Source organism: Amazonocrinis nigriterrae CENA67, from assembly GCF_016056305.1.
Classification (GTDB): Bacteria; Cyanobacteriota; Cyanobacteriia; order Cyanobacteriales; family Nostocaceae; genus Amazonocrinis; species Amazonocrinis nigriterrae.
Map to the genome: position 1 here is coordinate 89,133 of NZ_JAECZC010000013.1, position 14,098 is coordinate 103,230.

Consider the following 14,098-nt stretch of genomic DNA (forward strand, 5'->3'; position numbering starts at 1 on the left):
TTAAATTGTTTATTCGTGGGTGAAACACACAGGTGATTAGAAATGGATCTTGAGGCAAGTGCTACAGCTGATGGGGTGGTCAAACTACCGTCCAATGGACATAAATTAGAAGTGAAAAATCATAAGCAGAAAAAGCTGTTACCACCCAGTACTACCACAGGAGAATTACCTCGCTCCTGGAAAATTGAAGATAGTGAAGCCCTGTACCGGATTGAAGGTTGGGGACAACCTTATTTTTCGATTAATGCTGCTGGTCACATCACTGTTTCTCCCAAAGGCGATCGCGGCGGTTCTCTAGATTTATTTGAACTAGTCAACGCCCTGAAGCAGCGCAATTTGGGACTCCCGATGCTAATTCGTTTTTCCGATATTTTGGAAGACCGAATTGAACGTTTGAATGCTTGTTTCGCGAAAGCGATCGCCCGTTATAACTACCCTGGCGTTTATCGTGGGGTGTTTCCTGTCAAGTGCAACCAGCAGCGGCATTTGATTGAAGATTTAGTCAAGTTTGGTAAACCGCATCAATTTGGCTTAGAAGCCGGTTCTAAGCCGGAATTAATGATTGCTCTGGCTATATTGGATACACCAGGTGCATTGTTAATTTGCAACGGCTACAAAGACCAAGAATACATCGAAACGGCAATGTTAGCCCAAAGATTAGGGCAAACGCCAATTATCGTCTTAGAACAGATTGAAGAAGTCGATTTGGTAATTGCTGCTAACCGCCAGTTAGGCATTAAACCACTTTTGGGAGTGCGGGCGAAATTAAGCACCCAAGGTATGGGACGCTGGGGAACTTCCAGCGGCGATCGCGCTAAATTTGGTTTGACAATGCCTGAAGTCATCGAGGCGGTTGACAAGTTACGCGAAGCTGACTTGCTCGATTCCTTACAGCTGATGCACTTTCACATTGGCTCACAAATTTCTGCCATTAATGTGATTAAAGATGCCATCCAAGAAGCCAGCCGTATCTACGTGGAGTTGGCAATGCTAGGGGCAGACATGAAATACCTTGATGTTGGTGGGGGCTTGGGTGTAGATTACGACGGATCGCAAACTAATTTCTACGCCTCGAAAAACTACAACATGCAGAACTATGCCAACGACATCGTGGCAGAGTTAAAAGATACCTGTGCGGAACGGCAAATTTCCGTACCAACACTGATTAGCGAAAGTGGCAGAGCGATCGCTTCTCATCAATCAGTGCTGATTTTTGACGTTCTCAGCACCAGCGATGTCCCCCTCGATCCCCCAGAACCTCCGCAAGAGGGAGAATCCCCAATTATCAATTACCTGTGGGAAACTTACCAATCCATCAACAAAGAGAATTATCAGGAGTTTTACCACGACGCTGCTCAATTCAAAGAAGAAGCCATCAGCCGCTTCAACTTGGGAATTTTGCGCCTGAGAGAACGAGCCAAAGCAGAACGCCTCTACTGGGCTTGTTGCCAAAAAATTCTTAACATTACTAGGCAGCAAGAATACGTACCCGATGAATTGGAAGACTTAGAAAAAATTATGGCTTCCATCTATTACGTTAATATGTCAGTGTTTCAATCGGCACCAGATTGTTGGGCGATCGACCAACTATTCCCGATTATGCCCATCCACCGCCTAGATGAAGAACCCATACGGCGAGGCATTCTAGCAGACCTGACTTGCGACAGTGATGGCAAAATCGACCGCTTTATTGACCTACGCGATGTCAAGTCGGTTTTAGAACTACACTCATTTAAGCCAGGAGAACCCTACTATCTGGGGATGTTCTTAAATGGAGCTTACCAAGAAATTATGGGTAATTTGCACAATTTATTTGGCGATACCAACGCAGTTCACATCCAGTTAACCCCCAAAGGCTACCAGATTGAACACGTAGTCAAAGGTGATACTATGAGTGAAGTAGTAAGTTACGTGCAATACGACTCTGAGGATATGGTAGAAAACATCCGCCAACGTTGTGAGCGAGCGTTGGAAGAAAAGCGCATCACCCTAGCAGAGTCACAACGGCTGCTGCAAACCTACGAGCAGAGTTTAAGAAGATACACATATCTTAATAGTTAGGAGTTAGAAGTTAAGAGTTAGGAGTTATGAATTTAAACTCTTAACTCCTCACTCTGAACTCCTAACTTTAGTTTGCGTTTGTCCCCAGCAGTTCCTCAATGGCTTGCCTTTCAAGAGGAGTATGTGATGGTGGTGTCTGCCGGGCATCGGTAATCAGCCAGTCTAAAGCAGCAGCTTGTACATCGATCGCAGCCCCTGTTTTATCAACGCAGTAACGCCCAAACACCAGCTTATCAACTAGCCGTACTCCCGGCCCCAATCGTGACCATTCAAAGATGACGCTGTTTTCTACTGTTGCGCCGCTGCATACCCAGCAATTAGGGCCAATCATAGCTGGGCCAACGATTTTAGCTCCATCTTCTATCCTCGTCATGCCACCAATATAAACTGGGCCTGTGATATCCACCTTGTCCCAATTCACGGCCACATTTAAGCCAGTATAAATACCAGGTGCGACTTCATGACCAGGGATTTGCACATTCTTGATTTCGCCTAGCAGCACACCACGGATTGCTCGCCAGTAGTCTGGTACTTTACCAATATCTACCCATTCAAAATCCATAGCAATGGCATAGAAGGGAGCGCCAATTTCTACTAATTTGGGGAATAGCTGGCTACCAATGTCATATTCAACTCCAGAAGGTATGTACTTAAACACCTCTGGCTCAAATATGTAAATACCTGTGTTGATGTTAGTACTGAGAGCTTCTTCTGTGGAAGGTTTTTCTTGGAAAGCTTGGACACGTCCATCTTCATCGGTGACAACCACACCGTAACTGGATACTTCTTCTTGTGGAACAGATTTTGTAATGATAGTAGCGATCGCTCCTTTAGATCTATGCCACTTAACAGCTGCGGACAAATCCAGGTCAATTAAAGCATCACCACATAACACCACAAAAGTATCATCAAAGAATGGTGAGAAGTCTTGGATGCGCCGCATACCTCCGGCAGAACCAATTGCTTCCCCTACCAGTTTACCGTCATCAATTTTACCTTCAAAAGAGTATGCTATTTGTACGCCAAAGCGCTGACCATCACGGAAATAGTTTTCAATTTCTTCAGCTAAATGACTAACATTGACCATAATTTGGTCAAAACCGTGTTGACGCAGAAGTTCTAATAGAAATTCCATCACTGGCTTTTGCAGGATGGGAATCATCGGTTTGGGAGTTGTATAGGTAATCGGTCGCACACGAGTGCCTTTACCTGCCGCGAGAATCATCGCTTTCATAAAAGTTTATTCCTCAACCACCAGCCAGTTTACTTTCATTGAGTGAGACTTAATCATCAGTTTTTATTTCTGCTCTAAGTAACCCCTAAGAACAGGGATAACAGGAATTTGCTGATTGTTGCAACCATTGGACTGACGCGAAACTAAGCGCCCTCTGCGGCAATTCATGAATTGCTGCTAGGTCAAAATAGAGTTTTCGGCTATTGTTTGCGTCAGTCCTGAATCAATAGGGATGGCAGATAAAAAGTAATTAGTCATCTCTTCAATTTACTCGGATTTTGGATTTTGCTGAAGCGAAAGTCTATAAGCTATCCTTAGTGATAGTTTAGACCTGTTTAATTTAGCGGCTGTTCCCAAGGTTGGTAGGCGTTAGCTGAATCCGTGAGTAACCGAATTTTGATCTCCTGGTAAAACTCCTCTTGAAATAGCTCTACCTTAGATTGGGCTGAGAGTAGTAGCAGTGCCCAGAAAACGCTAACTATGTGGCTATGTTCTGACTCATGGGCAGACCCATTTTGGTGTGCTTGCTTTGTCTGAGTCCACAAATGTACAAGTTGTTCTAGATTCAAACAATTTTGTTCTAGCAATAGTTCTCTTGGCGCTAGACGCAGCACTTGTTCTAGTTCCCCAGCTACTTCCGTCAGATTTTCCTGGTGAGCTAACTCCAGCGCTTCCCGCATCGCTTGGGCACTGGGCTGACGCTTAGGGCGGACAGGTTTGCTAGTTTTTTGTACCAATTTGAGTTGGTTCGCCATGAGTTGCAATTGCTCGATCAACTCTTGTAAGGTCACGCGGCGTTTTGGTGGCGGCATAGCAGCCGGGCGACGACGCAAATGTCGTTCTAATTGCAAACGATGAGCCTGATGTAATATACCGTCTTCATTTTCTGACATCACATCATCCGCCAAATCCTCCTGTAAATCTTCTACTGTTGTTAATTGCATCAAGGTATTAGCTTTGAATAACACCAGCATCGATGCTGATAAAAAAGCCTGTCCAGATTGAGACAAGTCGGCTTCATAGCCCCGGACTGTTGCTTGTGGTGTCATTAGTTCTAGGTAACGGTCAATCACTTCAATTACCTGGACATCCCAAGGATCAATTTCCCCCCGTTCAGCTTGGTCAATCAGGATCGTAATTGTTTCCAATAGCTCGGAAGCATCCATTAATCAGTTCTAAGTTCAGTAATAAGTGTAAAAAATTAGCAAATTTAACAGTAAACCTTTTGAGTATTGGCAAAGTATATACTCTGTTTATGGGAATTGGGAATTGGGAATTGGGAATTGGGAATATACTTGCTCCCCTGCTCCCCATCCCCCTCATCCCCCGGTTGGTGAGCGAAGTCGAACCACATCCCCCTCATCCCCCCTGCTCAATTCGTGTCTCGATCAACGGGGGAGTCATGATTAATAGTGACAGTTGAAACAAATTGATCAGATTTGCCGCTCTTGAGAGCGTCGAATGTACCTTTAATAGTACCGGCAATGGGCACAGCAACTAGTGTGCCTAAGAATCCAGCAATCTCAAATCCCATCAAAATAGCAACAAAAATCCAGATAGGATTAAGTCCGATAAAATCGCCGAGTAAGTTGGGAGCTAAAAGATTATCTTTAATTTGTTGCATGAGAATGGCCGCTATAGCAACTGGAACTGCTAGCCACCAATTTTGCAGCAATACCAAAATTGTTACCAAACCAATACCTAAAGTCGCTCCGATAAAAGGAATGAGTTCAGACATACCAATGAGTATGGCAAACAATAGAGCAAATGGCACTTTCAAAAATAAGAAAATAGGAGTAAGACTTATTATCATGAATAACCCCAGCAACAACTGACTGAGGAAAAAATTCTGAAAATTAAGTTGTAAGGATCTGGTTAAGGGAACTCCAACATTAGCAGGTAAGAGATTGACTAGACCATACCATACGCGATCGCCATATAAAAGCATATAAAATGCTAAGACAACCACTAATACTAAGTTGAGTAAGCCAGACAGCAGTATTCCCGCAAATCCCACTGCACCAGAAGCAAGTTGTTGAACTAAATTCTGAATGTTGGCATTGATTTGATTGCTAACAACCCTGAGATCAATAGGCAAACGTCTTTGCTTGGCAAAGGCTTCAAATTGCTCTATATTTGCTTGACTAGTTGTCAACCAATCTGGAATCTTATTGAGAAGCTGGATTGTTTGGTCAATTACCATCGGTACTAACGTGACACCCAGAATCACCAATAAAGTTAAAGTGACGAGTAAAACTATGACAACCGCCTGTGTGCGAGTCATGTGAGCGCGTTCAAAAAACTTAACTGGATAGTTAAGTAAAAAAGCTAAAATCGCTGCAACGCTCAAAATAGTGATCGGATGTTGGAAATAGCTAAACAGTAATGACAGCAGCCAGATATTGAGAGCAATTATCGGGCCGCTCAGACCATAAATTAATAAACGTTGAAGAGAGGCCGAACGGCGCATTTGATGCAATCGAGAATCTCGACTCCTTGAGATAATTAATAAAACTGGTGTTGGCGCTAATCATCATCATAGATATTTTTATCAAAGACGTGTATCAGCGAATCTGATAATAAGGAAGTAAATCACGATGGATAAGACCATAGCAGACCTCCGCAAGGATTACACCTTAGAAGGTTTGAGCGAAACTGAGATTAATCCCAATCCCTTCATACAATTTCAAAAATGGTTCGACCAATCACTAGCAGCTCAACTTCCTGAACCGAATGCCATGACTCTGGCTACTGCTATGCCAGATGGTAAGCCTTCAGCAAGAATGGTATTACTAAAAGATTTTGATGAACGGGGTTTTGTTTTCTTTACTAACTACAACAGTCGTAAGGGACAAGAACTGGCAGAAAATCCCCAAGCATCTTTAGTTTTTTGGTGGGCTGAACTCGAACGCCAAGTCCGGATTTCTGGACATGTAGAAAAAGTTTCTGAAATCGAGTCAGATCAGTATTTTGAAAGTCGTCCTGCGAACAGTCGCTTGGGAGCGTGGGTGTCTAATCAAAGCGAAGTCATAGAAAGCCGAGAAGTTCTAGAGCAACGGATGCAGGAATTTCAGAGCAAGTATGAAAATCAGGAGATTCCCCGACCTCCCCATTGGGGAGGCTTGCGAGTGATCCCCGCAGAAATTGAGTTTTGGCAAGGACGCCCCAGCCGTCTGCACGATCGCTTGCTGTATACTCGCTCTGTTGATGGCAGTTGGAAAATTGAACGGTTGTCACCATAAAAAGTGCTGAGTGCTGAGTGCTGAGTTAAAAGTTAGGAGTTAGGAGTTAGGAGTTATTAATTCCCAATTCCCAATTCCCAATTCCTTATTCCGTCGCTGCTGCTTTAGGTGCAAACTGAATTCTGGGGTCTGGCATGAATGTGTATCTAAGATACAATCCTCCCCAGATAAACAAGATAATCAACAATGAACCAATACCAAGCGGACTGGGAAGCCAGAAAACGGCTTCTATGTGGTTGAGTTCACCAGTTTTTAGTTGCCACACCAGTTGATTACCATTTTTTGCTGGTTCAATGGCAGTTTCTGCATTTTCAGGTATTTGAATGTTTTTAGCGCCCCAAGGAGTTGTCAGGCTAAATTTCAAATTGAGAATTGAACCAGCATCAGCAAGAACGTTACCTTTGCTAGCGATGAGAGCAAGCGATCGCAAGTCTAAATCATAAATTAATCGATTCCGTACTAACAGTAAAAAGTTGTTCTGCTCCAAAAGTAAGTTTGATTCAATCTTTGGTAATTCTGATTCCGATTCGCTTTGCACAGCTTCAGCTTGTTGGTTAGCACGGGAATTAAAAAATTCGTTGAACTTGGCTTGCAACTCCTGACCATTACTGAAGGGAATTGTCACAATCAGTTCTTCTTTAGAAACTCTCTTTGCTTTGCCTTCCAGTTTGCGGGCACGACGTTCTATACTGTTTAACCATTCGTATACATAGTCACCACTGAAACTAGTTAGCCGTTCTTCCAATTTAATATGCTGCACCAGTTCACCACTGTTCGAGTTGCCAAAGTTCACTCCCACGTCGTACTGCACACAACCTGACAGCAGTAGTGAAGTTAACAACACTAGCCACAAAATAGGTTGTGGAATGCTGGCTCTACGTTTTTTGAATCGCATAGACGCGAGGGAATTTTGTCTAGGAAAGTCGGAATTCATCTGATTTCCATTAGTTAGTGGCTGGAATAATTGCATTTTTGCCAGCACAAAAACAAATGGTCTGATTAACCATATGAAAATCTTTCCAAGAGTAGAATACTTCATTACATATATCTCCCAAAAAGTCAAGCTTAAGGAGGTAAGAACTGAGGGTGAAAGGAAAAGGGATTTTTCTGCCCTTTTCTTTAGTAAAAATTCAACCAAACCAAGTACAAGACAGTTAAACCAATGGCAATTAGTGCCACTAAGATAAAGCGATTATCTTTAGTATTTACCTGACTGAGGTCTACAAATTCTGGTTGAGCCGCCTTTTTTTGCCCAGAAGACTTACGCGGATTGACAGTAACACGAATTTTGTCATCATTATCCGGTAGTTTGCCCAAATCTGGGATTTCGGTCATCCATTCACTCGGTCTTTTCAGCTTTGGTGCTTGTAAGATGTAAAGCAATCGCTTTGCTTGTTTGCTGGTTTCTGCAAAGGGATGGCGTTTGAGTTGTTGACAAAGGGCGATCGCATCTTCAGTACGCCCAGATGCTTCATAGGCTGTTGCTAGCCAAATATCTACTTCACCCCCAAGGCGAGAATTGCGAGCTAAAAGGGCGCTTGCCTTTTCCAAGTTTTCTACAGCTTCTCGATATTGCCCATTTTCAAAGGCAAGTTTCCCAGTCTGGTAGATACTTCTGGCTATTTCTAAACTTTCTGCACTCACGTTTTAGATATAAATCAGCACTATTTTAATTTTGCCAATTCCATTGTAGGAGGGACTGGGGACTGGGAATTGGGGATTGGGAATTGGGGATTGGGAATTGGGAATAGTTGTTATCTGCTCCCCTGCTCCCTATCTCCCCTGCACCCCTGCACCGAAAGCTCCCCTTCATCTTCTATGAAGTAAACTGAGAACCGAGAATCATTGTACCGATACCAACATCAGTAAAAATTTCCAATAGTAGGGCGTGAGGTATACGACCATCTATGATGTGTGCTGCACGTACACCTTGAGCAAGCGATCGCACACAACAATTGACTTTAGGAATCATACCGCCGCTGACTATACCATCGGCAATCAACTCGCGGGCTTCACGAATATCTACTTTTGGAATCAAAGTTGATGGGTCTTTATAATTTGTTAAAATCCCTCTGGTGTCGGTCAGTAAAATCAACTTTTCTGCCCCTAGCGCTGCTGCTATTTCCCCAGCTACAGTATCAGCGTTAATGTTGTAAGCTTGTCCCGTTTCATCTGCAGCTACGCTGGAGACTACGGGGATATACCCATTGCTGGAGAGGGTTTCTAAAATTTTAATATTTACATTACTCACTTCTCCCACGAAGCCAATACCTTCTTGACCTTGAGGACGAGCTGTAATCAAATTACCATCTTTGCCGCAAAGTCCCACCGCCAAGCCTCCAGCTTGGTTAATTAGGGCGACAATTTCTTTATTAACTCGACCAACTAAAACCATTTCCACCACATCCATTGTGGGGGCGTCTGTGACTCGCAAACCATTCTTAAATTGGGCTTCGATTCCCAGTTTATCTAACCAACTATTAATTTCTGGGCCACCGCCGTGTACTAGTATTGGACGCAAGCCGACGCAGGATAAAAATACAATGTCGCGGATGACTTGATCTTTGAGGGTGCTATCTTTCATCGCTGCGCCACCATATTTCACAACAACAGTGCGACCAGCGAATTGTTGAATATAAGGTAGAGCTTCGCTTAGCACTTGTACGCGAGTGGCTTCAGCTTGCCTAATGTACTCAGTATCGTTGACTGTCATGAGGAGCTGTGAGATTTAAAACCTATGCAGTCAGTGTAGAAGACTTTGGAGTTTGTAACAATGAGTAGATACCAAAGTTTTCTATAACCCTTATGAGTTGTGAATTTAAACAAGTGTAAATAATTTGCTGAAAGTCCCTTGTTATGTGCTTATTCAGCAGTGGACTTGTAGATAGACTCTCGTGCGATCGCCAATTCTCGCTTTCATCAATTATATGAACGCATGAAGTAGTTTCTAATTAATTAGAAGCTTTGTTAACAAAGTGCGATCGCGTAACCACAAAAATTTTTTCACATAGGACTTATACCAATTCGTAATTTGTAATTCGTAATTCGTAATTGTAGAGACGATTCGCCGAATCGTCTGTACTCAGATATGGCATGGCTTTCGGGGTTTGATTGTGTTGCCTCATTTGAGAGAATTGGTATTACACGCATTGTCATATTTTTTTCGTTTGGGTATTACTGGGTCAATAGTCAATAGTTAAAATTCAAGGTTTTTTGACTATTGACTATTAACTGCCATCGCAGAAAATATGTGTGCCAGTTGCGTAAGTCATGTCACAGCTACTTTTTATTATCAAATCGGCTGACCAAACAAAACTAAAGAGAGGAAAAAATCCATAATAAAAATTGATACCCAAGTAGTAACAACTGCTTTTGTTGCTGATTCTCCAACTTCTTTTGCTCCTCCCTTAGTAGTTAGTCCCCAACTACAACCAATAACAGCAACTACAGCTCCGAAAATCACTCCTTTCAACAAAATAATAGACAAATCTGATGGGTCTAAAAAATTTCTAACTGACTCTAAAAATGTATCTGGGAAAACTTGGAAAAAGTGTTTGGCAGCAAAAGCTCCACCAATAATGCCTATCAGTAAAGCAAAAATCATCATGATTGGCATCATCAAACAGCAAGCAATTACTCTAGGAATTACTAAATAATCAATTGGATCTGTTTTGAGCATATAAAGTGCATCAATTTGCTCTGTGACTTGCATTGCGCCTATTTCTGCTGCAAAAGCAGAACCTACTTGTCCTGCAATAATACTAGCGGTCAAAATAGGAGCTAATTCTCTGCAAAAGGCTAAAGCAAAAGCACCTCCCACAGTACTGACTGCATCGAATCGCACTAATTCTCTACCTGTCTGAATGGTAAAAATCATCCCTGCAAAACCATTCACCAGCAAAACTGGAGATATAGAAGCGGGGCCAGTAGTCACCATATGTTCTAGAATCTTGTGGTAGTAAGTTTTTCCTTTAAGTAAATGCAGCCATACTTGACCGAAGAGTAGTAGTGCAGCAAAGCAGCGCACTATCCATAATTGCACTAAATTTCCTTTTGATTGCAACTTTATTGCCCTTAAAACTGACTTTTTTACGCTAATGTTATTTAACTTGAGTTTGATGAGTACTTTTATGATCTTTCCTCTAATCCCTCTTCTAAAAGGCTAAACATTACCCGGATGTTTCTATAAATTTACCAGAGCGATCGCTCTGGTAAACTCGAAGCCTAAAAGCTGCGTTGTCTACTCTCAATGAATTTGAGTTTGGCTAAAAAAATCAATAAGTGGAATTACAAGTGCAAAAGCTTGTATATGCGATTTTTAAGATTATATTGCGCTTTTTTCCACTGGTAATTGACTCTTTGCCCTTTACCTCTTCACCATTTTATTGATTATTTTCATAATTTGTAGACTTGCCTTAATTATTGCGATCGCCCTCATGGTGCGAATCAGGCTGTTTTAAAACGCTGGGAATCGCCTCCATAACTTTATTGGCGATTTCTTCGGGTGTTTCTCCCTCGCGGAGGATGATGTGTAAATCGGCTTGGGCGTAGAGTGGTTTACGTTGTTCGAGAAGCGATCGCAGTTTGCCCTTGGGGTCAGGATCTTGTAATAGTGGTCTTGTGGTATCCTCTGCTAAACGGTTGTAAAGTAACTCTAATGGTGCATCTAGCCACACAATTAAACCGTGGTGCAGATAACTCCAGTTTTCTCGCCGCATAACTATACCCCCGCCAGTTGCTATGGTCAACTCTTTACGCGCACAAACTTGTGCTAATACATCGCTTTCCAACTGGCGAAACGCCGCTTCTCCTTCTTCGGCAAATAGCTGATTGATAGATCTTCCTGCTAATTTAACAATTAAATCATCTGTATCTAAATATGTATAACCTAAACGCTTTGCGAGTAAATCTCCTACCGTAGACTTACCAACGCCCATCATCCCAATTAAATACAGATTAACTCCTCGCAATAAGCTGTTCACTAGTCACTTCACTCCAGTTATCAGTTATCAGTTGTGTTCACTCCTAACTTTAATATCATGTCCGTTTAATTACTTGTATAAAACCGAAGAACCCCACTCCGCTAAAGCTATGCTTTCTTAGGTAAGTTTTTAACGATTCTTCTATGAAAGCAGAATAAATAAAAGATGAATTTCTAACGAATTTAATAACTGTCGTTAGGTGACTTGGCAGTTGTTGCTTAAGTATCTTTGGGCTTAACAGAAATTTTATAAAGCTTGTTTGAAACTTTAAGCGAATAAAATCTGTCTATACAAATCAATAAGACTCGTTCTCTGGTGGATAAATTTTAGATGTACACAATACTGTGTTTTCAACAGCACAATATCTCACTTCTAAAATTTAGTTGCAGCAAGCTCTAATCAAAAACTGTTGGAGTGCAAGGTGTAAAATATGACTGTATTTTTGATTATTGCACAAAAAAGTTTTGTTAACTTGAAGGTTCAGACGCAAAAACCACTGCATATCCCACCTGAGTCAGCACCAATCAATCAATGTGGTATGTGAGAGGCATCACCATGACTCGAATTCGTGACGTTGTGCAACAAGCTTTAGCAAGTGGCTATTTGACGGTAGAAGCAGAAAATCAGCTACGGCATCTATTAACTACCCGGTATGACCTGGAAGATTTTAATGCTTTCATGACTTTGCAGGAAGCGGCCATGAACGGTAAGGTTAAGCAACAGTCCCGTGAGGAGTGTAGCATTAAATAATACCATTTGGGATTGAGGATTTGAGATTTGGGATTGGAAATTAGCTTCTGTATCTGAGTTTCGTCAATCCATCTGCCGTAATTATTTTTTATTTTGGTATAATATAGTGCATACAACTACTACCTATTTTCCATGTCTCAAATCCTTACCAAATGCTAATAAAAAATTACATGCAGCACTACTAGACCTTCATTTACGCGATCGCTTGTCTTCATCTTCAAAATCATCGTCATCGAAAAATGACCAGTCGTCATCATCGGTGTTATCGGCTTGATTGGTAGGCGGTGGTTGATAAGGTGGGATGATTACCCGATAATCGGCATCGTACACAGATTCTGCTTTTCCCACCGCAGTATTTTTTGGCTCACGGTAGCTATAGGAATAGACTGAACCAGACTGAGAACTGCTTTTAGGTTCTTGTTGACGTTCGTAAGTTTGAGAGTCTCGAAACGGTTGAGTTTTAGTACCAGAGTTGGGCGCATCTGTGGGATTTTCGTCAAAGTCCCAATCATCGTTGTTGCGGTTTGTCTCCCAATCATCAAATTCTTCATTGTTAGCGTACTCTGTTTTACTAGCTGGCGGTGGAGGACTGTTAGGGCGCGGTGTGGGTTCTTCTCGGCGGGTAGCTTTTGTCCGAGGTGAAGCTGCTGTTGACCTGAACGGAGTTTGGCGTTGTTTAACAAAATAACTTGATAATTTAAACAAGGTACTAATTAATACAGAAGTTAAAGCTCCAGCAGTAGTACTAAATAAAATCCACATTGCCAGTGGTAATGGTTGAGTTCGCATCCCCAAAAATACTAAAGATAAGACAGGCGACCAATTTTGAACTAACAACAGTGTTAGTCCTCCCAGAACAGCCATCAACAAAATTAAGCGAATTACAGCCATAACAAAGGATCAAGAATGAAGGATCAAGGATGAAGGCTGAAGGCTGAATAATTTCTACTTCAGACTTCATCCTAGCCTACTAGTTCACCACGCAAATTTTGACAGGTGAAGACTGGGGAAAGGGAAAAGGGGAAAGGGAAAGAAATTAAAAACATGCGCCCCTTTTTCCCTTACCCTTTCCCCCGCCTGCCAAAAAGATTTTGACAGGCTACTACCCTTCTTTGAACGCCTGACGGCGAACAGCAAGCCGCCCTTCAGGCGTCTACACGCTTCATACTCTAACGATGACCTTGCCATCGCTGAAGAGGGATGCAGTCAATATCTAGTTGATCTAAAGCACGAGCAACGACAAAATCAACTAAATCTTCGATGGTTTGAGGATTATGATACCAAGCCGGAATTGCAGGCACAACTCTGACTCCAGTTTCTGCCAAAGTCGTTAAGTTTCGTAGGTGAATCAGGCTAAAAGGAGTTTCACGAGGAACAATAACCAACTTCCGCCCTTCCTTGAGTTGCACATCCGCAGCCCTTTCGAGTAAGTCGGAACTCAAGCCGACTGCTAGCTTAGCCACTGTACTCATACTGCATGGCATGATAATCATCCCCAAGGTACGAAACGAACCACTAGCGATATTGGCTCCGACATCACTCCAAGGATGGCAACGTAATTTACCTGCAAGAGTTACTCCAGCTTGCTCTCGCCAGAATTGTTCTTGCGCTGTTGGTTCTGCTGGCATTCGGATATCCTGTTCCGCTTGCCAAACCATGTATGTTGATTTAGAAGCTACTAGTTCAATTTCATAGTTCGCTGTGAGCAGATATTTCAGAGCGCGAACAGCGTAAATTAAACCAGATGCACCTGATACGCCTAGTATAAGAGGCTTGGTGGAATGTGACATGTGGGGATTGGGGATTGGGGATTGGGCATGGGGCATGGG

13 protein-coding genes are annotated in these 14,098 nt (G+C 42.4%); 3 read left to right on the forward strand and 10 right to left on the reverse strand.

Going from position 1 to position 14,098, the window contains the following annotated elements; translation table 11 throughout:
• Positions 1–42 precede the first annotated feature (42 nt).
• Positions 43–2,061 (forward strand): biosynthetic arginine decarboxylase, encoded by a 2,019-nt coding sequence (gene speA / locus I8748_RS09890; RefSeq protein ID WP_198124406.1) that lies wholly within the window; start codon positions 43–45, stop codon positions 2,059–2,061.
• Positions 2,062–2,128: 67 nt separating this feature from the next.
• Here the strand turns inward: speA and I8748_RS09895 are convergent, their stop codons facing one another.
• The 3 genes from I8748_RS09895 to I8748_RS09905 form a co-directional block, all read right to left on the reverse strand.
• On the reverse strand, positions 2,129–3,295 hold the full coding sequence (locus tag I8748_RS09895) for a sugar phosphate nucleotidyltransferase (protein ID WP_198124407.1): 1,167 nt from the start codon (positions 3,293–3,295) through the stop codon (positions 2,129–2,131).
• 335 nt (positions 3,296–3,630) lie between these two features.
• Positions 3,631–4,461 carry a segregation/condensation protein A gene (locus tag I8748_RS09900; protein ID WP_198124408.1) on the reverse strand — a complete coding sequence of 277 codons (831 nt, stop codon included), beginning with the start codon at positions 4,459–4,461 and terminating at the stop codon, positions 3,631–3,633.
• Between the two features lie 206 nt (positions 4,462–4,667).
• Entirely contained in the window at positions 4,668–5,765 is a 1,098-nt protein-coding gene (locus tag I8748_RS09905) for an AI-2E family transporter (protein ID WP_198124409.1), read from the reverse strand.
• A gap of 127 nt (positions 5,766–5,892) precedes the next feature.
• Here I8748_RS09905 and pdxH point away from each other — a divergent pair, with 127 nt between their 5' ends.
• Complete coding sequence (pdxH, locus tag I8748_RS09910; protein WP_198124410.1) at positions 5,893–6,537, forward strand: pyridoxamine 5'-phosphate oxidase; 645 nt, start codon at positions 5,893–5,895, stop codon at positions 6,535–6,537.
• 85 nt (positions 6,538–6,622) lie between these two features.
• On the opposite strand, the gene I8748_RS09915 is transcribed toward pdxH, so the two are convergent.
• The 5 genes from I8748_RS09915 to I8748_RS09935 all read right to left on the reverse strand — a co-directional run bounded on the left by I8748_RS09915 (position 6,623) and on the right by I8748_RS09935 (position 11,519).
• Positions 6,623–7,432, reverse strand: a complete 810-nt coding sequence (locus tag I8748_RS09915) for a DUF3153 domain-containing protein (RefSeq protein WP_225896370.1) — start codon at positions 7,430–7,432, stop codon at positions 6,623–6,625.
• Between the two features lie 224 nt (positions 7,433–7,656).
• Entirely contained in the window at positions 7,657–8,181 is a 525-nt protein-coding gene (locus I8748_RS09920) for a tetratricopeptide repeat protein (protein WP_198124412.1), read from the reverse strand.
• Positions 8,182–8,353: 172 nt separating this feature from the next.
• On the reverse strand, positions 8,354–9,250 hold the full coding sequence (argB, locus tag I8748_RS09925) for an acetylglutamate kinase (RefSeq protein ID WP_198124413.1): 897 nt from the start codon (positions 9,248–9,250) through the stop codon (positions 8,354–8,356).
• A gap of 579 nt (positions 9,251–9,829) precedes the next feature.
• Positions 9,830–10,600, reverse strand: coding sequence for an MlaE family lipid ABC transporter permease subunit (locus I8748_RS09930; protein WP_198124414.1), 771 nt, complete (start codon positions 10,598–10,600; stop codon positions 9,830–9,832).
• A 352-nt stretch (positions 10,601–10,952) separates the two neighbouring features.
• Complete coding sequence (locus I8748_RS09935; RefSeq protein WP_198124415.1) at positions 10,953–11,519, reverse strand: shikimate kinase; 567 nt, start codon at positions 11,517–11,519, stop codon at positions 10,953–10,955.
• A 555-nt stretch (positions 11,520–12,074) separates the two neighbouring features.
• On the opposite strand from I8748_RS09935, the gene I8748_RS09940 reads away from it, so the two are divergent.
• Entirely contained in the window at positions 12,075–12,269 is a 195-nt protein-coding gene (locus I8748_RS09940) for a hypothetical protein (protein ID WP_198124416.1), read from the forward strand.
• A gap of 189 nt (positions 12,270–12,458) precedes the next feature.
• On the opposite strand, the gene I8748_RS09945 is transcribed toward I8748_RS09940, so the two are convergent.
• The gene (locus tag I8748_RS09945) at positions 12,459–13,160 is read right to left on the reverse strand and encodes a LapA family protein (protein WP_198124417.1); all 702 of its coding nucleotides are present in this window, start codon (positions 13,158–13,160) and stop codon (positions 12,459–12,461) included.
• A 278-nt stretch (positions 13,161–13,438) separates the two neighbouring features.
• The gene (locus I8748_RS09950; protein ID WP_198124459.1) at positions 13,439–14,059 is read right to left on the reverse strand and encodes a flavin prenyltransferase UbiX; all 621 of its coding nucleotides are present in this window, start codon (positions 14,057–14,059) and stop codon (positions 13,439–13,441) included.
• Positions 14,060–14,098: the final 39 nt, after the last annotated feature.

Coding starts and splice junctions, on each gene's coding strand:
- speA (WP_198124406.1), top strand. CDS start 43: ATGGATCTTGAGGCAAGTGCTACAGCTGATGGGGTGGTCAAACTACCG.
- I8748_RS09900 (WP_198124408.1), bottom strand. CDS start 4,461: ATGGATGCTTCCGAGCTATTGGAAACAATTACGATCCTGATTGACCAA.
- I8748_RS09915 (WP_225896370.1), bottom strand. CDS start 7,432: ATGCGATTCAAAAAACGTAGAGCCAGCATTCCACAACCTATTTTGTGG.
- pdxH (WP_198124410.1), top strand. CDS start 5,893: ATGGATAAGACCATAGCAGACCTCCGCAAGGATTACACCTTAGAAGGT.
- I8748_RS09945 (WP_198124417.1), bottom strand. CDS start 13,160: ATGGCTGTAATTCGCTTAATTTTGTTGATGGCTGTTCTGGGAGGACTA.
- I8748_RS09905 (WP_198124409.1), bottom strand. CDS start 5,765: ATGCGCCGTTCGGCCTCTCTTCAACGTTTATTAATTTATGGTCTGAGC.
- I8748_RS09950 (WP_198124459.1), bottom strand. CDS start 14,059: ATGTCACATTCCACCAAGCCTCTTATACTAGGCGTATCAGGTGCATCT.
- I8748_RS09940 (WP_198124416.1), top strand. CDS start 12,075: ATGACTCGAATTCGTGACGTTGTGCAACAAGCTTTAGCAAGTGGCTAT.
- argB (WP_198124413.1), bottom strand. CDS start 9,250: ATGACAGTCAACGATACTGAGTACATTAGGCAAGCTGAAGCCACTCGC.
- I8748_RS09895 (WP_198124407.1), bottom strand. CDS start 3,295: ATGAAAGCGATGATTCTCGCGGCAGGTAAAGGCACTCGTGTGCGACCG.